The organism is Agrilactobacillus composti DSM 18527 = JCM 14202 (assembly GCF_001436375.1).
GTDB classification, from domain to species: domain Bacteria; phylum Bacillota; class Bacilli; order Lactobacillales; family Lactobacillaceae; genus Agrilactobacillus; species Agrilactobacillus composti.
Map to the genome: position 1 here is coordinate 85,162 of NZ_AZGA01000002.1, position 24,418 is coordinate 109,579.

Annotated in this window: 24 protein-coding genes and 1 riboswitch; of the genes, 1 reads left to right on the forward strand and 23 read right to left on the reverse strand. The window is 43.3% G+C overall.

Annotation, left to right across the window (positions count from 1 at the left end; translation table 11 throughout):
• Nucleotides 1-37 precede the first annotated feature (37 nt).
• From FC83_RS00730 to FC83_RS00780, 11 genes are all read right to left on the reverse strand, one after another.
• Nucleotides 38-496, reverse strand: coding sequence for a hypothetical protein (locus FC83_RS00730; protein WP_035451704.1), 459 nt, complete (start codon nucleotides 494-496; stop codon nucleotides 38-40).
• A 69-nt stretch (nucleotides 497-565) separates the two neighbouring features.
• Nucleotides 566-1,768, reverse strand: coding sequence for a CCA tRNA nucleotidyltransferase (locus FC83_RS00735; protein WP_057002261.1), 1,203 nt, complete (start codon nucleotides 1,766-1,768; stop codon nucleotides 566-568).
• Nucleotides 1,765-2,568: a 4-hydroxy-tetrahydrodipicolinate reductase gene (gene dapB / locus FC83_RS00740; protein WP_035451702.1), complete on the reverse strand. Its 804-nt coding sequence runs from the start codon at nucleotides 2,566-2,568 to the stop codon at nucleotides 1,765-1,767. Before dapB ends, FC83_RS00735 begins: the two co-directional genes overlap by 4 nt.
• Before the next feature lie 21 nt (nucleotides 2,569-2,589).
• Nucleotides 2,590-3,858: a tetratricopeptide repeat protein gene (locus FC83_RS00745; RefSeq protein ID WP_035451700.1), complete on the reverse strand. Its 1,269-nt coding sequence runs from the start codon at nucleotides 3,856-3,858 to the stop codon at nucleotides 2,590-2,592.
• Nucleotides 3,859-3,959: 101 nt separating this feature from the next.
• A complete protein-coding gene (locus tag FC83_RS00750) occupies nucleotides 3,960-4,235 on the reverse strand; it encodes an HU family DNA-binding protein (RefSeq protein ID WP_035451699.1) in 276 nt (91 codons plus the stop codon).
• 219 nt (nucleotides 4,236-4,454) lie between these two features.
• Entirely contained in the window at nucleotides 4,455-5,765 is a 1,311-nt protein-coding gene (gene der, locus FC83_RS00755) for a ribosome biogenesis GTPase Der (RefSeq protein ID WP_035451697.1), read from the reverse strand.
• Between the two features lie 132 nt (nucleotides 5,766-5,897).
• Entirely contained in the window at nucleotides 5,898-7,154 is a 1,257-nt protein-coding gene (gene rpsA, locus FC83_RS00760; RefSeq protein ID WP_035451695.1) for a 30S ribosomal protein S1, read from the reverse strand.
• Between the two features lie 86 nt (nucleotides 7,155-7,240).
• Nucleotides 7,241-7,906, reverse strand: a complete 666-nt coding sequence (gene cmk, locus FC83_RS00765; protein ID WP_035451694.1) for a (d)CMP kinase — start codon at nucleotides 7,904-7,906, stop codon at nucleotides 7,241-7,243.
• 44 nt (nucleotides 7,907-7,950) lie between these two features.
• Nucleotides 7,951-8,826, reverse strand: coding sequence for a LysM peptidoglycan-binding domain-containing protein (locus tag FC83_RS00770; protein WP_035451693.1), 876 nt, complete (start codon nucleotides 8,824-8,826; stop codon nucleotides 7,951-7,953).
• A gap of 65 nt (nucleotides 8,827-8,891) precedes the next feature.
• Entirely contained in the window at nucleotides 8,892-10,352 is a 1,461-nt protein-coding gene (locus FC83_RS00775) for a RecQ family ATP-dependent DNA helicase (RefSeq protein ID WP_057002262.1), read from the reverse strand.
• Complete coding sequence (locus tag FC83_RS00780; RefSeq protein WP_057002263.1) at nucleotides 10,336-11,319, reverse strand: helix-turn-helix domain-containing protein; 984 nt, start codon at nucleotides 11,317-11,319, stop codon at nucleotides 10,336-10,338. Before FC83_RS00780 ends, FC83_RS00775 begins: the two co-directional genes overlap by 17 nt.
• A 39-nt stretch (nucleotides 11,320-11,358) precedes the next feature.
• Between FC83_RS00780 and FC83_RS00785 the strand changes: the two genes are divergently transcribed.
• Nucleotides 11,359-11,577 carry a ferredoxin gene (locus FC83_RS00785; RefSeq protein WP_035451690.1) on the forward strand — a complete coding sequence of 73 codons (219 nt, stop codon included), beginning with the start codon at nucleotides 11,359-11,361 and terminating at the stop codon, nucleotides 11,575-11,577.
• A gap of 84 nt (nucleotides 11,578-11,661) precedes the next feature.
• Here the strand turns inward: FC83_RS00785 and FC83_RS00790 are convergent, their stop codons facing one another.
• The 12 genes from FC83_RS00790 to dnaE form a co-directional block, all read right to left on the reverse strand.
• A complete protein-coding gene (locus FC83_RS00790) occupies nucleotides 11,662-12,237 on the reverse strand; it encodes an ECF transporter S component (protein WP_057002264.1) in 576 nt (191 codons plus the stop codon).
• Nucleotides 12,238-12,358: 121 nt separating this feature from the next.
• Nucleotides 12,359-12,479, reverse strand: a riboswitch (FMN riboswitch).
• A gap of 103 nt (nucleotides 12,480-12,582) precedes the next feature.
• The gene (locus FC83_RS00795) at nucleotides 12,583-13,329 is read right to left on the reverse strand and encodes a pseudouridine synthase (RefSeq protein ID WP_035451688.1); all 747 of its coding nucleotides are present in this window, start codon (nucleotides 13,327-13,329) and stop codon (nucleotides 12,583-12,585) included.
• Nucleotides 13,326-13,949 carry an SMC-Scp complex subunit ScpB gene (scpB, locus tag FC83_RS00800; protein WP_035451687.1) on the reverse strand — a complete coding sequence of 208 codons (624 nt, stop codon included), beginning with the start codon at nucleotides 13,947-13,949 and terminating at the stop codon, nucleotides 13,326-13,328. Before scpB ends, FC83_RS00795 begins: the two co-directional genes overlap by 4 nt.
• 2 nt (nucleotides 13,950-13,951) lie before the next feature.
• Nucleotides 13,952-14,698 carry a segregation and condensation protein A gene (locus FC83_RS00805; RefSeq protein ID WP_057002265.1) on the reverse strand — a complete coding sequence of 249 codons (747 nt, stop codon included), beginning with the start codon at nucleotides 14,696-14,698 and terminating at the stop codon, nucleotides 13,952-13,954.
• Between the two features lie 3 nt (nucleotides 14,699-14,701).
• Nucleotides 14,702-15,073 carry a RibT protein gene (locus FC83_RS00810; RefSeq protein WP_035451685.1) on the reverse strand — a complete coding sequence of 124 codons (372 nt, stop codon included), beginning with the start codon at nucleotides 15,071-15,073 and terminating at the stop codon, nucleotides 14,702-14,704.
• Between the two features lie 63 nt (nucleotides 15,074-15,136).
• Entirely contained in the window at nucleotides 15,137-16,027 is an 891-nt protein-coding gene (gene xerD / locus FC83_RS00815) for a site-specific tyrosine recombinase XerD (RefSeq protein ID WP_035451684.1), read from the reverse strand.
• A gap of 17 nt (nucleotides 16,028-16,044) precedes the next feature.
• Nucleotides 16,045-16,509 (reverse strand): Fur family transcriptional regulator, encoded by a 465-nt coding sequence (locus FC83_RS00820; RefSeq protein ID WP_035451682.1) that lies wholly within the window; start codon nucleotides 16,507-16,509, stop codon nucleotides 16,045-16,047.
• A gap of 79 nt (nucleotides 16,510-16,588) precedes the next feature.
• Nucleotides 16,589-17,455: a CvfB family protein gene (locus tag FC83_RS00825; RefSeq protein ID WP_035451681.1), complete on the reverse strand. Its 867-nt coding sequence runs from the start codon at nucleotides 17,453-17,455 to the stop codon at nucleotides 16,589-16,591.
• 41 nt (nucleotides 17,456-17,496) lie between these two features.
• Complete coding sequence (locus tag FC83_RS00830; protein WP_035451754.1) at nucleotides 17,497-17,958, reverse strand: DUF441 domain-containing protein; 462 nt, start codon at nucleotides 17,956-17,958, stop codon at nucleotides 17,497-17,499.
• A gap of 182 nt (nucleotides 17,959-18,140) precedes the next feature.
• Nucleotides 18,141-19,910: a pyruvate kinase gene (gene pyk / locus FC83_RS00835; protein WP_035451679.1), complete on the reverse strand. Its 1,770-nt coding sequence runs from the start codon at nucleotides 19,908-19,910 to the stop codon at nucleotides 18,141-18,143.
• Between the two features lie 75 nt (nucleotides 19,911-19,985).
• Nucleotides 19,986-20,945, reverse strand: a complete 960-nt coding sequence (gene pfkA / locus FC83_RS00840) for a 6-phosphofructokinase (RefSeq protein WP_035451677.1) — start codon at nucleotides 20,943-20,945, stop codon at nucleotides 19,986-19,988.
• A 139-nt stretch (nucleotides 20,946-21,084) separates the two neighbouring features.
• The gene (gene dnaE, locus FC83_RS00845; RefSeq protein WP_035451676.1) at nucleotides 21,085-24,417 is read right to left on the reverse strand and encodes a DNA polymerase III subunit alpha; all 3,333 of its coding nucleotides are present in this window, start codon (nucleotides 24,415-24,417) and stop codon (nucleotides 21,085-21,087) included.
• Nucleotide 24,418: the final 1 nt, after the last annotated feature.

Sequence of the window (24,418 nt, forward strand, 5' to 3'; positions counted from 1 at the left end):
CCCTCTAAATGAGTACCACGGCTTACTAGGTATCAGATTATGCGTCTGGATATTGATCAAAAACCGTCTTGTCTTGATCAATGACGATGTATAAATGACCATTCTTCTTAGAAATATAACTGGTTTGATAAATATTATCTAAACCGGAGATATCTTTATTTTTGAATGGGAAATAAATTTCGGCATCTTCTTGGTCGTCTTCAAAAATCAATGCACAGCGCTCAATGTCTTGATATTTTGTAGCTCGACCAAACATCCCCATTTCTAGAGAACCCGTGTTGATGTCATCGGTGCTGGCGTGATCTGCCTCCGGGTTAATATCAGCTTTGAAACTCTTACAGGGATGAATTTCTTGCATCCGGCCACCTTTGATCCGGCCGTAGCTGGTGGTGACCCGGGAAATCCACAGATCAGTAAATTCATCATGGTTGATGACCCACTGGTCCCCATTTCGGAAATAAAACTTCAACTCTTTAAAGACATGATCTTGATCCATAACAGTCATCCTTTCTGAATATGCTTACATTGCTATTTTAACACATTTTCTACTGAGATAACTAACAACTCATTTCCCAAGGACTGCCAATAAAGCACTCGGTTTATTGGCAATTGTACCGGCAAGGACTTGTTTTTGTAATAACTGTAATTGTTGCCCCAAAGCTGGCCCGGGTTTAAAACCCGCTGCAATTAAGTCCCGGCCATTAACAGCTAAATCCCGAGCACTTTTTATGGGCAACTCAGCATATTGCTGCTTAAAAGTCTGAATTTGAGCCGGTTGAAGCTGGCCAACCATCCGCAAAACTTGTAACGCATCCGTCAAAGCCGGTTTCCCGGCTTGATATAAGGCCCACTTTAATGACTGACCGGACAAATGCACCAACTGTTGGCACAAAGTCAGCGCCATCGTGCTGGCAGCAATAACATCATTGGCTGACTTCCAAGCTTTTAACACCTGCTGTAACTGGTCTGGCGACCATTGCATTTGCCAAGCCAATAAAAGCCAAACCTGCACTTCATTTTGACAGACACCAACCGCCCTGAGCGTAGCCGTTAGTGCCGCTTGCTGCTGCGCTAAACCTGGGGTTGCTAAATACAATTGCGTTTCCACAAAATCGGCTAACCCAGCTGCCCAATGTGGACTCAACATCATTTTGACAAATTCGCTGTGAATTCGCTCCATGGCAATTTTCGTTAGTAACATATGATTTTCACGAATTGCCGCACTGGTTTTAGGTGCCAACTTAAAATCCAACTGAGCTTCAAAGCGCACTGCCCGCATCATCCGCAGGGCATCTTCATGAAAACGTTCATAAGCAATCCCAACCGCCTTGAGACGCTTGGCCTTTAAGTCTGCCAAACCATCAAATAAATCAATGATCTGACCATCAGCGGTCATGGCCAGGGCGTTTACGGTAAAGTCCCGGCGTTTGAGATCTTCTTTTAAGGAGCGGACAAAAGTCACTGAATCTGGCCGGCGAAAATCTTGATAAGTTGACTCAGTTCGAAAGGTCGTCACTTCATAACCGGCCCCATGATCCAGTACTGTCACCGTGCCATGCTTAATACCGGTATCCACTGTTCTTTTAAATAAAGCTTTCACTTCCGCCGGAAAAGCGCTAGTGGCGATGTCCACATCATGAATGGGGCGTTTTAATAAGGCATCGCGAACAGCACCCCCCACAAAATAAGCCTCAAAGCCGGCTGCTTCAATGGTTTGTAGTAACGGCTTACCCGCCACAAAATCCGGTGCCAGTTCAACCAATCTCATAACACGTTTTCCAGCCCAATCAATAATTGTGTTTGAGCTTTGACTTTACGAATGGCCACAGCCACCCCGGTCATAAATGAAGCCCGATCATAGGAATCTTGGCGAATGGTCAAACCTTCACCAACACCGCCAAATTGGACTTGCTGATGGGCAATAAGCCCAGGCAAGCGTACAGAATGAATACGCATCCCCTGATAATCACCGCCCCGGACACCCGCTAAATATTCTTTTGGATCAGCTGGACCTTGTTGTTTAGGATGACGAACTTCAGCCATCATCTCAGCCGTCCGCAAAGCGGTCCCACTAGGGGCATCTTGTTTGTCATCATGGTGTAACTCAATAATTTCCACATCGGGGAAGTATTTAACTGCTTCTTGGGCAAACTTCATCATTAATACCGCACTTAAAGCAAAATTAGGGACGATCAAGCCCCCCATTTTTTCTTGTTGGGCCAGCGTGACTAAGGTTTTGGTGGCATCATCTGATAACCCGGTGGTGCCAACAACAGGATAGATATGCTGGGTCAAGCAAAATTTCACATTATCAAATACCGCATCAGGCGTGGTAAAGTCCACCCACACATCTGCTTTGGCTTGTAGTGTGGCTTGGCGATCAGTAAATGCGGGGATAGCTTCAGCCGCCTGTAGTTGTAGCTGTTGTCCTAAACTTTGATCAGCCGCACCACTGGGATCAAAACCACCCACAAGTTCAAATTCATCTGGATGCGCCAACACCATCTTACACGTAGTTGAACCCATGCGACCCTTAAAACCTGCGACGATTACCCGAATTTTTGCCATATAAAACCCTCCAAAAATAGTTTATAGTTGTTGCTCGTCTTCTAATTCGTTCAATAATTCCTGACGTTCAAAGTCGTCAGGTACTAGTTTAACATAATTTTTCAAAGCTAAAATTGCTTCTTGAACCAGACCCATTTCTTGGAAAAAAGCGATTAAATCCTTCAAGAATTCTGGATCGGTCTTCAAGCTATTATAAGCCAATAAATAATTTTCTTTAGCCCCATCATAATCCTCCAGTGCTGCTTGGGCCTGGGCTAAGTTCCACAACATTTGCGGATCTTGTTGATCAGGCATATGGGCGCTTAGTAAGTCTCTGACAGCTTGATAGCGATGTTGCTTGAGATAAAGATTACTTAAAGCTAAAACGGCAGTCTGGTTGTCTGGATTGATCGCCAATAACTTTTGTAAATACTTTTGGGCAATTTCTTCCTGATCCAGCTTAGTAGCTAAATCAAAGCCCCGCTGGTAAAGGACCTCATTATATTCATCATGGGCGATCCCGGTTTGTACCGTTAACAAAGCACCTTGTAAGTCACCCATTTTTTCCTGGGCAGTAGCTAGATATGGGTATAAGGACGTATAGTCCGGATCAGCTTGGGCTAATTGTTGTAAGCTATCAATCGCTTTTTGATAGTCTTTGAGTTGCAAGTATAAAAAGCCTATTTGAAAATTAGTGTCTTTATCTAAAGCCTCGGCTGGCAATTGCTGATAAGCCGTCACTGCCTCTTCATAAGCCCCCATACCTGCTAAACTAGCCCCTAGCCGTTGTTGGATTAAAACCCCGGCAAATTGATCCTCACCTTGGGCTAATAGCTTTTGATATTGAGGTACTGCTTCAGCGTAGCGGCCTAAACTCAAATATAATTCTCCCAAGCCAAACCAAATCGCCGGCTCATCTGGGGCAAGTTGTTGGGCTTGGTTTAATTTAGCTTCACTGACTTCTGGCATCCCTAGGGTTTGGTAAACATCTGCTTGGGTCAACAGACTTTCAACATAAGCCTCTGAAGTAGGTTTGATGCTTTGCAAATAATTTAGGGCTTTATCGGCTTGATCATTGCTCACCGCGATATCAGCTAAGACAGTCTTTAACTCATCCTCGTTGGGATAGGCCTTTAATAATTTCAAGTAAATTTGCTGGGCCTGCTCTAAAAAACCCAAGGCATATAATTCTTCGCCTAAACTATATAACGTATCCTCATCATCGTGGCGTAAAGCCTGGGTAAATAACTCATTGGCACTAGACAAATCACTGTCATTCAATGCCTGTAACATTTGTTCACTATAACTCATGGCCCAAACCTCCATTTTCATCTGGGATTACCGAACATTTATGCTGGCAAATAAAGAAAAGAAGCTAAGACAATATGCCTCAGCTCCCCTTTATCATTCCATTATTTAACGGAATCCTTTAATGCTTTACCTGGTTTAAATGCAGGTACTTTGCTTGCTGGAATTTGGATTTCTTCGCCAGTTTGTGGGTTACGACCTTTACGGGCAGCACGTTGACGAACTTCGAAGTTCCCAAAACCGATCAATTGAACCTTATCACCTTTGGATAAAGATTCTTGAATTGAACTAAATACAGCATCAACAGCAGCAGTTGCGTCTTTCTTAGTTAAACCAGTTTCAGCAGCAACGCTGTCGATTAATTCAGCCTTATTTGCCATGTTCGGATTCACCTCCTGGAATAAGATGCACAAGTCATCCAAAGTATCATTTCTGAGTGGTCCAAAAATGATGAACAATGGCGATGACGATCACCATTTCACATCTAAACTTATCATACGAATGCCGTCATAGCAAGGTTTTTCTCGTAAATGACCGTTTTTTTATGCTTTCTTTTAAATTTTTCCAAAGATTAGGTAACAAAGGCCGCAAAAACGCGACTATTTACGCTTTCTAGGGATAATTTTAATAGGTGTTCCCGTAAAATCAAAGGTTGATCGTAACTGATTAATCAAGAAGCGTTGGTAAGAAAAATGCAATAGTTCAGGATCATTGACGAACACTACAAAAGTTGGTGGTTTAATGGCCACCTGGGTCATGTAATAAACCCGCAGGCGATGCCCCCGAACATTCGGAGTTGGTGTCAGAGCCATGGCATCTAGCAATACGTCATTTAAGGTTGCCGATTGAATTCGGCGAATTTGGTTTTCATGAACCGTTTTGACTAGTTCTGGTAAGTTCATCAGCCGTTGTTTCGTGATTGCGGAGACGAAAACAATCGGCGCATAATCCAAATATTGAAATTCAGTGCGAATTTGGTTTTCAAAATCCTGCATGGTGTGGTTATCCTTGTCTAAGGTATCCCACTTATTCACCACGATCACAATCCCCCGGCCAGCCTCATGGGCATAACCGGCGATTTTTTTATCCTGCTCCCGAATACCTTCTTCAGCATTCAAAACGACCAAGACCACGTCTGAACGATCGATCGCTCGCATGGCCCGCATCACAGCATAGCGCTCTGTATTTTCATATACTTTGCCCCGCTTACGAATCCCGGCCGTATCGATCATGGCATATTCTTGACCATCAGGGGCAGTAAATTTGGTATCAATAGCATCTCTAGTTGTGCCTTCAATGCTTGATACAATAACTCGATTATCCCCTAAAATGGCATTCACTAAAGACGACTTCCCCACATTAGGGCGGCCAATTAGACTAAAACGAATGGCATCATCGGCTTCATCAGCACGCTTCTCAGGAAATTTAGAAATAACCACATCTAATAAATCCCCAAGACCAGTGCCTTGAGAACCAGAAATAGGCATGGGTTCGCCAAAACCTAATGCATAGAAATCATAAATATCTTGACGTTGTTCTGGATTATCAGCCTTATTCACCGCTAAAATAACCGGTTTATCTGAGCGGTATAAAATCTGCGCGACTTTTTCATCAGCATTCGTCAACCCTTCTTGGACACTTACCAAAAAGATGATCACATCTGCCTCGTCAATCGCGATCTCAGCTTGTTCTTGAATTTGTTTGACAAAGGGTGCATCGCCAATATCGATCCCCCCCGTATCAATCAGTGCAAATTCATGGGCTAGCCACTGTCCCCGTGCATAAATACGATCCCGAGTCACCCCAGGAATATCTTCAACGATGGAAATACGATCTCCAGCGATTCGATTAAAAATTGTAGATTTACCTACATTAGGACGGCCAACAATTGCAACAGTTGGTAAAGCCATCGTATCACCTCTCTTCACTTATTTAACTACATTTTTCAATGGTATGCAAAGCAAAAACTAAGAGGGCGATTCAAAACGACTGTTTTGACCCACCCTCTCAAATTAATCATATTCAGTTTTATCAGCTAATGATTAATCTTTGTCGTCTGTGTTGCCAGCGCTCTTCCGCAAAGCATCACCGACCATGTCGCCAATACTGAACCCAGTATCTTCGTCATCATTTTGGCTGATATTTACGTTCTTTTTAGGTGCTGGTTTAGCAGCCCGTTTTGGTGCAGCCTTTTGAACGTCTTCAGGTTCTGGTTCTTCTAAGGCTTTAATAGATAATGCCAAACGATGTTGGGCAGCATCTACGCTTAACACCTTGACCTTCACGTCTTGGCCTTGTTTCAAAACATCATTCGGTGTTGCAATGTGTTTATGAGAAATTTGGGAAATATGAACCAAGCCTTCAACCCCAGGGAATACTTCGACGAAAGCCCCAAAAGTGGTCAAGCGACGGACAGTCCCATCCAAAATAGCGCCAACCGGTGCTTTTTCTTCGATGTTTGTCCATGGTTCTGGTAATGTTGCTTTGATCGAAAGTGAAATCCGATCTCTTTCAGGATCAACGTTTAAGACTTTCACTTTGACTTCTTGGCCAACCTTTAATACATCAGAAGGTTGATCCACGTGTTCATAAGAAATTTCAGAAACGTGAACTAAACCGTCAACGCCACCTAAGTCCACAAAGGCACCAAAGTTCGTTAAACGAGCAACTTTACCTTCAACTTCGTCGCCTGGTGTTAATTTAGCCATAATTTCTTCACGATGCGCTTCTTTTTCTTTTTGAACAAGCGCTCTGTGGGATAAAATTAAACGATTTTCACTAGGTTCAATTTCCATAATTTTTAATTCAAGGGATTTGCCCTTATATTCGTTTAAATCTTCAACGTAATGGTCTTCGACCATTGATGCTGGGATAAAACCACGAACACCGGCATCAACTACTAAGCCACCCTTAACAACATTTGTAACTGTGGCTGTAATCGTTTTCCCGTCTTTATATTCTTGTTCAATGTCAGCCCAAACTTTACGTGCTTCTAAGCGGCGTTTAGACAATAGATAACTGCCATTTTCTTTATCTTTACCGATAGAAGAAATAACAACTAAGTCTAATTTATCGCCAACTTTAGCTTGGTCCTGAATGTTGGCACTGGTATCAGCTGTCAATTCCTTTAATGGCACGACACCTTCAACACCTGTACCTTCAATACCTACAATCAATTGGTTATCATCAATGGCTAGTACTTCGCCGACGACAACATCGCCAACCTTGACTTCATGGACACTGTTTAAGGCATCCTCCATCAATTCCTTATTATCGTTCGTGTTTGCATCTTTACTCATAACTAAAATCCTCCTTGCGACTCACTACGTTACTATTTTACTTGAAAACTGTGTATTTTACCAGAAAAAAGATTAAAAAGTAAGAATCATTTCATTTTTTGCCGAATGATTGCTAGAATTTTCTGGGTAACTTGTTCAATATCCAAGTTAGAAGTATCGACGAGAACCGCGTCAGAAGCCTGTTTGAGTGGGGAAACCTGTCGGTGACTATCCTTATAATCCCGTAATTCAATATCTTTTTTTATTTCTGCCAAACTGCTAGTCATACCCTTTTGTGTATTCTCTAAATAACGCCGTTGGGCACGTTGGGCCACACTAGCCGTCATAAAGATCTTAACGTCAGCATCTGGCAAGACGGTGGTGCCAATGTCGCGGCCGTCCATGACAATATCTTTGGCGGCAGCAATTTTGCGCTGTTGCGCAACTAACGTTTGCCGAACTTCTGGTAAAGCTGCAACCTGGGAAACTGCCCCGGTGATTTGTTCAGACCGAATGGTCGCCGTAATGTCAACCCCATTTAGCAAGACCTGTTGTGTGTTGTCTGGCCCGGGCTGAAAATCAATTTTAGCCTGCGCTAAATGTTCTGAAATTTTTGAGGCATCATTTAAATCCAAACCCAGCTTAAGGGCTAAATAAGTCGCAGCACGGTACATGGCACCAGTATCTAGATAAGTATAATGTAGCGCTTGCGCAACTTTTTTGGAAATCGTACTTTTTCCTGCCGATGCCGGTCCGTCAATGGCAATTTTCAAAATTTAATCTTCCTATTCTTAAGTAAAATATAATACGGTCGCCTTTAGCGTACCCGTAATTGCTGGCCTGGGACAATGGTCGCCCCTTGGCTTAACCCATTCAAACTATAGAGTTGCGCTAAGGTGATGCCATTGTTCACCGCGATCCGATAAGGATTTTGGCCAGCTCTAACGGTTACATAGCCACTAGTGCTTTGCGTGGTACTTTGGCTTTGCCCTTGGGATTGTGTTGCTGTTGTTTGTTGCTCAGTGGTGTTTGTCGAAGACTGGGCAGCAGTCGTAGTTTGATCCGTACCTTGGGTTGGCGTTGTGGTTTGATTGGTCGTCTGTTCGTTAGCAGCCGCCGTAGTTGCGGCCTGATTGGCATTTGCAGCCTGTTGCTTTTCAGCAGCCGCTTGAGATTTTGCTAAAGCCGTCTTCTTGTCTGCGCTAGCCTGCTTCGCACTGGCACTTTTAGCCGCAGCGATACTTTGGCTTTTGGCGGCAGCCTTTGATTTAGACTTTGAAGCAGCTTGGGATTTTTTTGAAGAGCTCACAACGATCTTATTATCACTATTGGACGATTGCACGGATTTATTGGAATTAACGATGGCATAGCAAACCGGAATCGCCATGACTACCAATAACAGGATCGTCAGACCCACAATAAAGAAAGTGTTGTTCTTTTCCTTCTTCTTATGTTCTACCCGCGACAGACCGTCTTCTTCACTAAATTGCTTATTCCAAGGCCCCTCATCTGTTTGATCGGCTGTTGTATTTGCTGGTTGATCTGGCGTTGTTTTTGGGGCATCAGTCGCCTGGGGATCAGTCGTATCAGGCGCTTTTTCTTGTGAATTATTTTGATCAGCCGTGTTTTTTTCAGCAGCGGCCTTTGATTGTGTTAAATCCTCATCATTTTGATGCTTGTTATCTTCACTCATGGATGGCCCTCCTCTAATTCTTCTCAATTTAATTGTATCATATCAATTTTTAAGTAATTCTAAAATTATTCCAAAATATGCCTTAAGATTTGCTGCCATTTTCGGGGTTGCGTCGCTAAAACCTGCTGGTCAGCGATTGGCTGCTGGTTGACATAAAGGCCAATTTGCTTTAATCGTACTAGGGGTTTTGGATCAAAACCCCGGTAGCAACACTGTTCATCATGGGGATGGGTCAGTTCATTCCCAAAATGGGCCAATAATAGTTGTCGCCGGCAGCCTTGACTTTGAATGAATTGGTTAAAAGCTGTCAATTCCTGTTGTTTTTCAATAAGTTTATGCTGTAGCAGTTTTTGAACTTGCTGTTGATCAAAGCCATTTTGTTGATAAGCCCACAGTAAGTCAAAGGCTGTATCGCCTGTATTGGCGAATTTTTTAGGCTGTTGATAAAATAATTTAATCATAGTGTCATCGGGCAGCCCCATGTGCAACAAAGCCAGTTGGCGTTGATAGTCATCTGGGCTGTTGAACCCAATTGCAATACTTTGTTGCCCATCGCGGCCTGCTCGGCCAATTTCTTGGAGATAACTTTCAAAATTAGTGGGCAAATGATAGTGTATCACAAAGCGAATATCTTTTTTATTGATGCCCATTCCAAAAGCATTCGTCGCGCAGATCACTTGTAATTGGTGCGCCATGAACCGTTGCTGGATCAAATAGCGGTCTTTGGTTGCTAAAGCCCCGTGGTAATAAGCCGCAGAAATACCTAAATCCTGTTGGATAATTTGGGCCATGGCTTGGGCTTTTTTGCGGCTGCCAAAATAAATAATGCCGGGTAATGCTAAGTGCGGCAGTAATTCTTTTAACTGGGCGACCTTTGCCTGATCATCTGGACATTGCAGCACATCTAAGAAAATATTCGGCCGATCCACACTGAAGGTCACTTTTTGAGTCGTTGCACTGACACCTAGTTTTTCTAAAATATCTTGTTGCACCCGTTGTGTAGCGGTCGCCGTGAGCATCAACGTACTTTTAGGTCGCAATTTAGCTCGAATAGTGCCCAATTGCAAATAGCTGGGGCGAAAATCTACCCCCCATTGGGAAATACAATGCGCCTCGTCAATAACCAGTAACTGCACCCCAATTTGTTGCAGTCGAGTCAAAACATCCCGCCGACCTAAAGTCTCTGGGGCAATCAACAAAAATAAATAATGACTTAAGTTGCTTAAAATAGCCTGTTGTTCTACCATATTCAAAGTGGAATTCAGGCTGATGACCCGTTTTTCACCTTGTAAATTAAGCTGGATCACCTGATCTTGCATCAACGAAATCAACGGCGATACCACCACTGTTAATCCCCCTTGAATATAAGTGGGTAATTGATAACAGAGTGATTTACCACTACCTGTGGGCAAAATTCCCAGCACATTTTGCTGGTCTAACACGCCTTGGATGATCTGGGCTTGTCCTGGCCGAAAATGATCATAGCCAAACTTGCTTTTTAATACTGTTTCAATTTGGGCGTTCATGGCCACTCATCTCCTGAATTTCAGCGACGCGGATGTTAAAATAATCCGTGGGCGGTAAGTCGTCTTGTTGTTTTAACTGTTCGAAATCAAACCCTGGCATCAATAAGGCCACTTCTAAAATATGCTCTCGAATAGTACTGTCTTTTAATCGCCGCTTGTAGCCGATTTGTTTTAACGACTGTCCTGCCATAAAAGCTTGGTAAGTCAAGTTCGCACTGTAGCTCAAAATTGGCTGGACCCACTGGTCTGGTATCAAGAGCTGTCCTAACAAGGGAAACGCTTGCGGCTGTTGGGCCAAATACTGCAGTAACAAGGCCAAAGCATCTAATTGTACCAGTTGTTGAGAATAACCGCTCAGGGGCGTTTTGTCGGCTAATTCACTTTGCTGAAATCCAAATTGATAGCCCTGAAAATTTTGCGCCACAAAATCTGCTTGGTCTGCCGGCAGGGCTGTCAGCCACCGGGTTAACTCCTGGACCAATTGTTGGGATAATTGTGGGTAGTGTTTGACTTGTTGAAACCACTGACGGACACGCTGTTGCAATAGATAATTCGTTGTCCCAGGAATATAGTGCTTTTGGCCGTGGTGATATTCCGAGATCACTTGGATGGCCAAATATAACAATTCTATACCCTGCTGCCCTTGGGGGATGCATAGACCTTGGTAATAGCTGGGTATAAAAATAGCTGGCTGCTGGGCTTGGCGATAGTGCTGACCAGCAGCCGTCAGATAAAAACTATCAGCCACTTCCCCAGCAGCTACAAAATCAGCCCTTAACAGGCCTTGTAAACACTTCTGAAACGTGGTCAAACTTAACCTGGGCCAGGAATGAAAATAAACTAAGTAATTATTTTTTTTAGCCGCCAACAGATTCGAAATGGTCTTTTTACCTACCAGACCATAATAGATAGCTTTATAGCGTTGCGGCTGATCTGAAAAAAATCGGATTAAATCAATAGCTTCCATAAATAAACCGCACTTTCGACAGAATAAGGAGCAAGAAAAATGTATACAAAAGTTGAACAAATCGATTGTATTGCCTGTGGTATTTGTCAATTAAAAGCCCCACAGATTTTTGACTACCAACCAGATGGGATCGCATTTTGTAAGTTGGATAATAATCAAGGTCAACAAGCACTGCCAAATCAATTACTCCCCCAGTTTAAACTAGCTTACCAGCAATGCCCCACCGGCGCCATTAAACGACGCACCAAGCCCTTTTAAGACAATCTGGCATAAAAATAAGGATGTGCAATTATCTGCACATCCCTTTATGGCCATTCTTAAGCCACACTTCATCTTGATAGATTAGTGTTTAAAAGATGCCGCCTGTGCTTTAACCCATGGCATCATTCTAACATAGACAACACTGAATACGGCACTAATTAAGGCACCTTTAATTAAATTAAAAGGTACAACGGCGATCAACACATATTTGATCAATGGCATCCCCACGCTCATACCCAATAATTGCATGTAAAGTGGTGTGATAATCACAAGGTTTAAAAAGCCCATGACCAACGCCAATACAATGGTTGCCAGAATAGATGCGAGGGCTTGACGGCCGGCGTTACTGTGTTTACGCAGAACATAATACATGGGTAGCAAAAATACAGTTGACGCGATAAAACTAGCCGTATCGCCAATTAAACTGGGTAGGTTCCCCCCGCTGGTGAGAAAATGCAACAGCGAGCGCACAAAGGCAATGGCGATCCCCCCCGTCGGCCCATAAATAAAGGTCCCGATCAATACCACTAAATCACTGAGGTCGGCTTTTAAAAAGCCAAATGCCGGCATGATGGGAAAGGCGAAAAACATCACGATATAAGCAATAGCTGACATCATCGCGATACTGACTAACTTTTTAACTTTGGTATTTTGCATAGTTCCAAGACCCCCGTCCAAATTTTTTGTAAGGAATGAACGGTCGTCTTCAGTCTAAAAAAGCCCATACACCGATAAATTCAGGGTATGAGCTACGTTTGATTTAGACATCAAAAATACGCTCTATCTTCTTCCATCTAGACTTTAACTATCGGTCTTGGATTTGCACCAAGTCAGCCGCACAATGCGGGTCGCGGACTATCACCGCCGGTCGGGAATCACACCCTGCCCTGAAGACGAACTGTTATTCAATTACAACTTTAATGTACCAAAAAAAAATATAAAAAGCAAGGCTTTTGCCTAAAAAAATGTAAGCGATTTCTACGTGACTAGCTTCAGCCGAGCTTAACGGATCTTTTTAGGATCATTACCTTGAGCCTGCGTGCGCAACATTTCAACTTCTTGGTGACTCAAAGGTCGGTGCTGACCAGCCGATAGACCGGTCAAGTCCAAAAAGCCAAAAGATTCCCGAGCTAATTTGATCACCTTGCTGCCAACGGCTTCAAACATTTTTTTGACCTGATGGTTCATCCCTTCGTGGATCGTGATCTTGACAATGGCCGTATCCTTTTGTCGATCACTGGAAAGTATGCTGACCTTAGCGTGGGCTGTTTTGCGCTTATCAATATAGACACCCTTACGCAATTGAATTTGGGCTTGCGTATCTGGGATTTTACCCACCTTCGCAATATAGGTCTTGTCCACTTCATAGCGCGGATGCATCAGCAAATTAGCTAACTGCCCATCATTGGTCATGATCAATAAACCCGATGTATCGTAATCTAAGCGTCCCACCGGATAGACACGTTGCGGAATATCGACAAAGAAATCACTCACGGTTTTACGCCCCTTATCATCAGTGACAGCACTAATGACGCCTCGAGGTTTATAAAGCAAAAAATAGACCCGTTTTTCCCGTTCAATTGGCAGACCATCCACGCTAACTTCATCGCCAGGGCCCACCTTCACACCTAATTCTTTAATCACTTTATCATTGACTTTGACGCGGCCGCTTTGGATCAATGCCTCAGCCTTACGTCTTGAAGTCACGCCAGCATTGGCAATGACTTTTTGTAGTCGTTCTTCACTCATTTATTTACCTGACTTTCTTGGGGACTGTCTGTATCTGTGGTCTGGGTATTTAACGCTGCTTGAAACTGAGTATAAAATAAATCAACTTGCTCTTTTTGTTCTGAAGTCTGGTCGCTGGTTGCCAGTTCTGGTAACTGGGTTAAATCCGTCAAACCAAAATAGTCTAAAAAATAAGCACTGGTGGCATATAAAATCGGCCGACCGGCAACTTCTTTACGACCAGCTTCTTTTAATAATTGTCGGGCCATTAACGTCTGTAGCGCCCCAGAACTATTGACACCCCGCAGGGTATCGATTTCAATTCTTGTGATGGGTTGCTGATAGGCCACGATCGCCAATACTTCCAACGCGGCCTGGCTTAAGTGCTGCCCCACATTACCCGCCAAAAAAGTTTGAATCGCTTTGATATACTGGGGTTTAGTCGCCAATTTAATGGTTTGACCATATTCAATGATCGTCAATCCACTATCCGGATCAGCCGCTAGTTGGGCTTGTAGTTTGCTAAGGGACTGCCGTACTGGCGCCACATCTAATTCTAAAGCCTGGGCTAAAACACCAATGCTGGTCCCGTCATCGCCGGCTGCATATAGCAGTGCTTCGATTGCTGCCGTATAATTCAATCTCAAGCCTCCAATCTACGTACCAGTAAATCATCTTGGTAGTCATTTTGCTGACAGTCTATCCGCCCATTTTTAGCCAATTCCAACACTGCCAAAAAGGTCGTGACCGTATCGTCTAAAGCTTGATAGCGGTCCTTAGGATGAGCGATCAATAGATTTGAAAAGGGCACTGTCCCAGAACACTGGGCTAAGTATGCCAGAACTTTTTTGATTTGAGCGCGGACGGACACATGCTCACCGCGAACTTCTTTTTGCACTGGTAACTTGGCCAAGCGCCGCTGTAATACCAGATTCATCGTTTGATTCAGTTGGTTCAAATCAATCACTCCGGGTTGTAAAGGGATCTGTAAGTCACTAGCTGCCGTTGTGGGCGCTTTAACATAATACTTAGCCCGGACAGCTGCTTTTTGTTTTAACGCTGCTGCGGCTGTTTTATAGGCCTGATAGCTCAACAATTGACTGACTAACTCATCCCGGGGATCAAGCGCCATGTCGGGTTCATCTGGTGACAATTCAGGCTGGGGCAGCAGGAGTTTACTCTTGATTTCCATCAGATTTGTGGCCATAACCAAATAGTCACCAACCGTATCTAGTTGCCGCACGTCGATTTTGTGCAAATAAGCTAGATATTGATTGGTGATTTCGGCAATTGGAATATCATAAATATCAATTTTCGAAGCCTTAATTAAATAAAGTAATAAGTCCAAGGGCCCTTCAAATTCTGGTAATACTAATTTTAATCCTGCCACGGGTCATACTCCTGTTTGATGACGGTTATGTTCGATCCATTTGGCGACCAGCTTCGTCGTATCAAGGGACCCCATCATTTTCTGTTGTGGGTAAAGTTTACGCAGTTGATCTAAAATTAAAAACGAATTACCCTCACCACGATCTGATGGCATTAACGAAATCCAACGCACGACAATATATTTATCCGCCACTTCAATCCCAACGACACCAGAAAAATCATCTGAATTGTTCTTCCACAAATATAACTCATGGTTATTGTCATCTTGATATAGCGCAATTTCATTCGTCAGCGTGTTTAAATCCTTTAGATCAGGTATAAAAGACAGCAAGCCCATGGCTATCTTTTCATAACTACTCTTGTATTTGACTAACATGATGACCTCCATTCACCGCCTTACATACCCTAATACTTTAGCACATAAACCTATTGGGCTCAACTAAGCCCGGGGATGGGTCTTATTATAAACTTGGCGAATTTTTTTTGTCGATAAGTGGGTATAAATTTGCGTGGTCGCAATGTCTGTATGCCCCAATAAAGTCTGGACTACCCTTAGATCGGCCCCATTTTCTAAGAGATGGGTAGCAAAAGAATGACGCAGGGTATGGGGCGTGACATCTTTGGTGATCCCGCACTGTAAGATATACTTCTTAATGATTTTCCAAATCGCCTGTCTAGTCAAGGGCTGGCCTCTAAAATTCAAAAATACGACGCCGCTTTGGGGGCTATGTTTAGCCGCAAAACTCGGGCGGATCCCTGTGAGGTACTGGCTTAACCAATCACTAGCCACATCCCCAATAGGCAGCATACGTTCTTTATTCCCTTTCCCAATGGTTTGAATCAGCCCAATGGCTAAATGCAGCTGGCCTAATTGTAAATGGGTCAATTCACTGACCCGCAGCCCAGTGGCATATAAAACCTCCAAAATAGCCCGGTCACGTACCCCTAACGGCTTTTGCGTGTCTGGAGCCGCCAATAGCTGACCCACTTCGGCAATCGATAAAACCACGGGTAATTTTTGCTGTGGCTTGGGTAAATTGATTTGGGTCATAGGGTCGCTCTTAAGCTGGTGTTCATTTAACAGGTATTGATAAAATTTGCGTAAAGCCGATACCATCCGTGCCAAAGACCGGGTAGCTTTGCCTAATTTAGCTTGCTGTTTTAAAAATTCCGCGATCACCGCGCTGTCTTCAGGAAAGCTCGCGATTTGCCGCGCCTGTAAAAAAGCCCTGAATTGTTTCAAATCCTCGTAATAGCTAGCCTGAGTTTGCGGTGATAGCCCTCTTTCAATCTCTAAGTAGTGAATATAGTCCTTGATCAACTCTTCCAAAAAAAGTTACCCCCACCTTATTTGGCCACATCCTGCATCTTTTCAGCGCATTCAGAACACAAGCCCTCAATGTTTGTGGCGTTAAAATCATGGTTGGATTGAAAATGATACTCGGCAGCAATCATACTAGTCAAGCGCTGCATGAAGTTTTGATCCACATCGATGACCCGTCCACAATTTTTACAAATCAACTGAATCCCGCGGCTATGAATCAATTCATAGCGTACGATGCCATCTGTGTTAATGGCATTTTTCTTCAATACTTGGATATTCATCAAAATTTCTAAAGTACGGTAAACCGTTGCCAGTCCAATATCTCTGGAAACCTCTTTGGTTAGCATAAAAATCTTCTCAGCAGTTAAATGTTGATCTTGATGACGGACTAAAACATCCACTAATGCTGCTCTTTGTGGGGTCATTTTAAACCCTGATTTTTTCAATTGTTTTTGAATGGTTGTTTTTAATTGCTGTTCTTTTTTCATAATTAGCCTCAAAATTGGTTGTCTAATAACGAAATGCCATAAAATAAAAGCCTAAAAACATTTTTTCATAAAGTGCGATTTATTTCAACTTGGTTTGATTGTCAGTTTCTTCGATCAAGCCAGCTTTTAATAAGTGCCCTAAGGCACGCTTAAAGGCACCCTTAGAAATACCAAAAAATTCTTTGATTGCAGCGGGATCGCTTTTATCATTAAAATCAATCGCATGATTAGGGTTACGTTTTAACACGGCTAAAATCATCCCCGCATCATCGCCAATCTCCTCATAAGCTCGCGGCCGCAGGGAAATATTCAACATACCGTCGGCAGTTAGGCCAATCACCCGGCCAGAAACATGTTCTCCTAAGCGTGGTTCAACATCCCGTTCAGTATTATGAATAAACCCTAAATAATAGTCATCTGTCAATAATAAACTTCCCACTGCCCGCAGCCGATAAGTTGTCCCAGAGACATCTTTATTGCGGTCGGCTTGCGAAGCCCGATTAGAGATAGCTTCAAAGATGGTTTCATCAGCCAATTTGCCCCACATCCGGCCCTTTTTATCCACGGATAGGGTAATCATTAGGCGATCCCCCACAGCTGGCCAAATTTGCTTATTTTCAGGTAAATCGTCAATGGAAACGACCAGATCTTTATCTGGCAAACCCACATCCACAAATACCCCTAAGTCCCGGCGAACTTCAGTCACCGTGCCATAAGCGTAGTGGTCTAAGCGCGCCTTCGGTAAAATAGTCGTTAAGCGCAGTTGATGTTTTTTATCTTCATAAATAAAGCCCGTGATACTCGTCCCCACGCTAGGGACTGTTTCAAACTCACTTCTGTTGGTAGCTAATGTCTGCCCAGAAATCTGTGAAAAAACTGCTTTGTCATTAACTTCGGTCACATTGGCTGCTTGAATCGTGCCAATTTTGTCTAATAGTTCTGTCATTTGTGCACTCCTTGTGAGATCATTCATCTCAATTGCCCCGTTTATTTACCGGGTAACAAATTGAAAACCGTTAAAATGGTGTAAGTGATACCTGAGGCAATCACTGGGCCGGCAGCGATCCCCTTTAAGAAGACCACGCCCATAATTGTTCCGAAAACTAAGGCCACTGTAATTTCTGGGCTTTGAGCTAACAGGCCCACGCCCTTTGAAGACCACACCGCCACTAAAATGCCACAGGCCACGGCAATAAAGCCGACGGGGCTCTTAAACGCGTTGAACAAGTCTTTAAACCCAATCCGGCCGGTGGCAATGGGGATCAAAATCGCAATGGAGATGATCGTGACCCCCCAGTTGATACCCTTGGCATTAATAATGGGAAATAATTTATTTGAAAAAGGAAAAAGCTTCAAAATTAAGACAACAGCCGCGGCAATAATCAGCGATTGATTCTTTCCCAACACGGCGACTAATAAAATAATTCCTAGAAATAGCCAGCTCTCCACATACAACACCACTTTCATCAATATCTTACTTAGCTTAACAAAAATACACCCTAAAAAAAAGTGCCAGACCATAAAAAAGAAAAGAAAGCTAAGATGAGTGATCAAGTCGTCTTAGCTTTCTTCAATAATTTAATACATTATATTTTTGAAATTATAAAACTATTCTAGAAAAGAGATTCAAATTAAAGTGAGTTAGAAGCCCCACGGTAAATGACCCCACGACGGGAATCAACAGTGATAACTTCACCATCTTTAATCAATGAAGTGGCATTTTCAGCACCGACAACGACTGGAATGCCCATGGCGATCCCGACAACAGCCGCGTGAGAAGTCAAACCACCAGTTTCAACAACTAAGGCAGAAGACTTTTCAATAGCTGGCAAGTAGTCTTTATCAGTTGTTTTTGTAACTAAGATGCCACCATCAACGGCATTATCGACGGCTTCCTTAGCGGAATTAGCGACAACAGCTTTACCTACGACAGTTTCATCGCCGACACCTTGGCCCCGAGTTAATTTAGAACCAATTAATTGAACTTTCACCAAATTAGTTGTGCCACTTTCACCAACAGGCACACCGGCAACGATCAAGATCAAATCGCCTTCCTTGGCAAAACCAAGGTCTTGGGATAATTGGGTAGCAGCGGTGAACATATCATCAGTTGTAGCAGGTTTGTCCGTCAAGATAGGGTCAACACCCCAGTTAACTGTCAAGCCCCGTTGGGTATCTTCATCAAAAGTTAAAGCTAAAATATCAGCATTAGGCCGATACTTAGAGATCATCCGAGCAGTATAACCAGAAGCGGTCGCTGCAACGATTGTTTTAATGTTCAAATCTTCAGCAATACGCACAACAGATTGGCCTAAAGATTCAGTGGCATTGGTTGTTGCAAAAGCATTGAAACGTTCAGAGGCTAATACACCAGAGTTGCTAACTTCTTCTTCGGTATATTGGTCGATTTTGCTCATAGCAGCAACAGCTTCAACAGGATAATCCCCGTTAGCACTTTCGCCAGAAAGCATAGTTGCATCAGTACCATCTAAGACAGAGTTGGCAACGTCGGTTACTTCGGCACGAGTTGGCCGTGGATTTTCTTGCATGGAGTCTAACATTTGGGTGGCAGTGATAACTGGTTTGCCTAAAGCGTTACATTTCTTGATCAAACGTTTTTGAACAAATGGGACGTTTTCATAAGGAATTTCAACACCCATATCGCCACGGGCAACCATTAAGCCATCAGAAACTTTTAAGATATCATCAATATTATCGATACCTTCTTGGGATTCGATTTTAGGGAAGATTTGAACGTTTTCTTTATGTTTTTCTTCTAAAAGTTCACGAATATCTAAAACATCTTGGGCTTTACGAACGAAACTTGCGGAAATAAAGTTAATGTCGTGATCCAAGCCAAAACGAATATCGTCACTATCTTTTTCAGTGATCCCTGGTAAGCGGATTTCAACACCAGGTGCATTAACACCTTTACGAGAACCGATATAGCCGTCATTTTGAACTTCAGTTACAAGTTCTTTGTTGGCATCGTCTTTTTCAGTGATCTTTAAATCAACTAAGCCATCATCAATCAATACATGACCACCGACGTGTGTATCATCATACAAGCCAGGGTATGTAACGGCAATCTTTTCAGGTGTGCCTTCTAAGGTGTCATCCATTGAGATACGAATTGTATCCCCTGTATGTGCATCAAAGCCCTTGTTCTTTTGAACAGTTGTCCGAATTTCGGCACCCTTGGTATCTAATACGATACCAACAATTTTACCGGTTTTCTTTTCTGCTTCGTGAACCATGTTCATCCGTGCTAGATGTTCTTCATGATCACCATGTGAAAAGTTAAAACGGAAAACGTTAGCACCTGCTTCGATTAATTTTGTAATGGTTTCAACATCATTACTTGCGGGGCCTAATGTGCTGACAATTTTGGTCTTTTTCATAGATTGAAATCTCTCCTTAGATATATAATTTAATGCTGATATAAAAGATAACAAAAAATCATCTTTTTGGAAATACTAATTTGATAAATCGTGATTTAAGTTGAATAAAGACAACTCAGCATGATGCTTGCTATCAAACAAGTCAGTCATGTTGTGGTAAGTCAAACGATTGTTTTCGATCCCAACTGCTAGGCCGCCCTTGCCTTCTAACAATAACTCAACGGCAAATGCACCCATTTGACTGGCCATGACCCGATCCCGAGCTGTTGGTGCACCACCACGTTGCACGTGGCCTAACACGGTACTACGGGCATGGAAGTCACCATACTTATCCAATTCTTTTTCAAAGTCTTGGGCATGCATCACGCCTTCAGCCAGAACAATCAACGTGTGTTTCTTACCGCGATCACGGCCGGATTGGATCTGTTCTGCAACTTGTTTAATATCAAAGTCATGTTCTGGGATGATGATTTCTTCAGCACCACCAGCGACCCCAGACCACAAAGCAATGTCACCGGCGCCTCGGCCCATTACTTCGATAATAAATGTTCTTTCATGACTGGTTGCAGTATCCCGAATTCTATCAACAGCTTCTAAGACAGTATTAACTGCCGTATCAAAGCCGATGGTAAAGTCCGTATAAGGCACATCATTATCAATCGTCCCAGGTAACCCGATGGCATTATAGCCATGTTCAGTCAGTCTCAAGGCACCATGATAAGAACCATCCCCGCCAATGACAACTAATGCTTCGATACCAAACTTGTTTAATTGTTCAATACCCTTCAATTGCCCTTCTTCTTTAGCAAATTCAGGATAACGGGCAGAGTACAAGAAAGTACCGCCCCGTTGGATTTTATCAGCAACAGTTGCTTCATCCATGCGGAAAATGTCACCTGCAACTAAACCTGCAAATCCATAATTAATACCATAAACTTCAAGCCCTTCGTACATCGCTTTTCTAGCGACTGCGCGAATAGCTGCGTTCATGCCAGGGGCGTCCCCACCACTGGTTAAAATACCAATGCGCTTCATGTCGTCACCTCAATCAAATATTCATGAAAATGTATGCACAACACATTTTCAAAGACACTGATAATATACCACCATTTTTGAAAAAAGTCTGTAACATTTTGCAATGTAAGTGGTTACAGCTGAAATATATTTTGTTTCGTTATCTGAAAACGATATTTTCTGGCCCTAAAATTTGCTGTAAATCTTGGGCCAATTCTGGCGACCAAGTGACCCAATGATCATCTTTGAGCAATATCTTTTTGTCCTCACGCTTTAAGAAAATCACCACCGGGGTATGGCCCCGGTGCGCCATCAACAATTGATAAACTCGTTCTCGAAAACTTGCGGTGTCCAGTTCTGGTGGAAATTGTAAGAATAACCGTTTTAATTGTGCTTGTTGCTGTAAAATTGGGGCTGCTTGAGCGATACTTTGGGCAATCAATTGGGGCGCATGCGCCTTATCCCATTCAAACTTACCTTTGATCACCAAATTTTGTTCCCGATCTAACCAATCAGCCACCCGCTTAAAGACATTGGGAAAAATCGTGACCCCAAAACTTTGAGATAAGTCTTCCCCATTCAAAAAAGCCATTTGATCCCCCTTTTTGGTGCGAATTACCTTAACTTTACGTACATAATACAGCACCGCGCCAGATTTGTCTGGTTGTAACTCTAAAATAGTCACATGGGGGATCTTCTCAAAGCGTTCCAAGGGATGCCCCGAAATATAAATCCCTAAAAGCTCAGCTTCTAATTCAATCTTCTGTGATTTGGAATAGTCATCCACATAAACCATCTCTGGCGTCAGAATTTCAAACAAAGACATGGAATCCCCTGCCAAAGTCACGGTATTGATCAACTTATCCAAATTCACCAGCAGCTGATGCCGATTTGGGATCAAACTGTCGAAAACGCCAACTTTGATCAAAGGGGTCAGATAATCTGGCTTTACAAATTTCTTGGGTAAACGGCGCAAAAAATCATTAAAATCTTTAAATTCGCCAACTTGACGAGCAGTTAAAATCGCTTCGATAAAATCTCGACGCATCCCCTTAATGGAAATAAAACCAAATCTAATCTGATTGGCCTGCAGCGTATATTCCTGGACGCTGTGGTTAATATCTGGTCCTAAAATCGCGATGTGGCGCTTTTTAGCCTCTTGGAGATAGGTTTTCGTTTTGATATTGTTGCCAATGGTCGAATTTAATAAGGCGACAAAAAAACTAGCTGGAAAATGACATTTTAAATAGGCCAGCCAAAAGGCTAATTTACTGTAAGCTACTGCATGGGAACGATTAAACCCATAATTGGCAAAGCTTTCAATATATTCGTACACCAAACGGGCTGAATCAATGGCAATCCCCTTTTCAACTGCACCTTCAATAAACCGCTGCTTGTTTTCATCAATGACAGCCTTTTTCTTTTTACTCATGGCCCGGCGCAATAAATCAGCTTCTCCTAACGTAAATCCCCCCATAACACTAGCCGCCTGCATGACCTGCTCCTGATAGACTAAGATGCCATAAGTGGGTTTTAAGATCGGCTCTAAGGCGACATCTGGGTAAATCACGGGCTCCAAACCATTCTTGCGGGCAATAAATGTATCTATATTTTCCATAGGACCGGGGCGATATAAGGCATTTGTCGCCACAATATCTTCAAATGAATCCGGATGCAAGCGCCGCAAGACCCGTTTGATACCTTCTGATTCAAACTGAAACACCCCATTGGTATCCCCTTGTTGAAAAAGCGCCAGGGTTTTAGGATCATCTAAAGGAATCTGTTTTTGATCAAAATCAGCCTGATATTCCCGTTGCACGTCAGCGACTGTCTGAGCTAGAATATTTAAATTCTTTAACCCCAAGAAGTCCATCTTCAACAAGCCAACCTCTTCCACATTGCCCATCGGATACTGGGTCAAGGGGATCTCATCGCCACCCATTTGTAAGGCGACCCGCTTGGTCAAAGGCTCATCGCTTAAGACTACGCCGGCAGCATGGGTGGAATAATGCCGGGGCAGACCCTCTAATTGGGCGGCGGTTCGAAAGATCAATTCATTGGTCTTGTTTTCATGGACAATTTTTTGCAGGGCAGGTGATTGTGCCAAAGCTTGCTGTAATGTGATTTTTAAGACGTTAGGGACCGCTTTGGACCAGGCGTTGGCTTCCGGCATACTGATGCCAAAAACCCGGCCAACGTCTCGTAGCGCCATTTTAGCGGCTAAGGTACCAAAGGTAATAATTTGTGCCACGTGATTGGCGCCATAGTGCTGATAAACATAAGCCAGTAATTCATCACGGCGATTATCCGGAATATCCAAGTCAATGTCAGGCATGTTGGCCCGATTAGGATTTAAAAATCTTTCAAAAAGTAAATTGTAAGCCAGTGGATCAACTTCAGTAATGGCCAACGCATAGGCGACCAACGACCCCGCTGCTGATCCTCGACCAGCACCGGTCATGATATGAACCTGATGGGCATAATTGATCACATCCCAAACGATCAAAAAATAATCTGAAAAACCCATCTTTTGGATCACTTGTAATTCATAGTCTGCCCTTTGTTGGTAAGCCGTCGGAATCGTTTTACCCAAGCGTTTTTTTAAACCGGCCGTCACCAATTGCTGCAAGTAAGTGTCTGCATCTAAGCCAGCCGGCACCTGATACTGCGGCAACTGGGTCCGATGGTGCAAGTTTAGGGTCACATTACAATTTTCAGCGATCCAATCTGTCATGACTAAGGCTTGCGAAAGGCCTGCGTTTTCAAAAGCTGCCGCCGCTATGTCTGGCGCTGGTAAAAAGAAAGGCCCAGTTTGTGAATCAGTGGTGGCAGTTGGCGTTAGCTTGGTGCCCGCAGCGATATGTTGTAACACCGTTGCATCAAAAGCTTGTTCTGGCCTAACATAGTCCACTTTGCCCAGCGCACACAAGGCGATCTGGGTTTGATCGGCCACAGCTTGAAGTTTACTGAGTTGATGGCTGTAATTGCCCTGAACTGTGAGCCCAATGGCTAAGTTTTGTGGGTCCAGCCAGCTCAATAAGCGATGAATATAGGTCACTTGTGCGGCCGTATCCTGGGTGCCTGCCAGATACTCCAACTCCCCGCGCGGTGGCAAGACCATAATTAGATCTTTTAGGCTATCTGCCACCGTCTCTAAAGCTATGGGCTGTTCTGGATGTAACATGATGGCCGTTGAAATTTCCAATAAATGCGCATAGCCCTGATTATTCTTGGCATACAGTAAATAAGGATAGGTCGCCTCACTTTCAGGATCCAGCAAGCTCTTGAAAGTGGCGCTGATCCCCAAAATGGGTTTGATCCCTACGGTGTGACAATATTTATAAAAATCCACCAATCCGTAGACCACATTGTGATCTGTAATGGCTAAAGTCGTATAGCCCAAAGCCTTGGCCGTGTCCACCAAATCTTTGATCGTCGTGGGGCTTTGTAACAAACTGTAAGTCGTTTTCACTTGTAATTGTGCAAATACCATA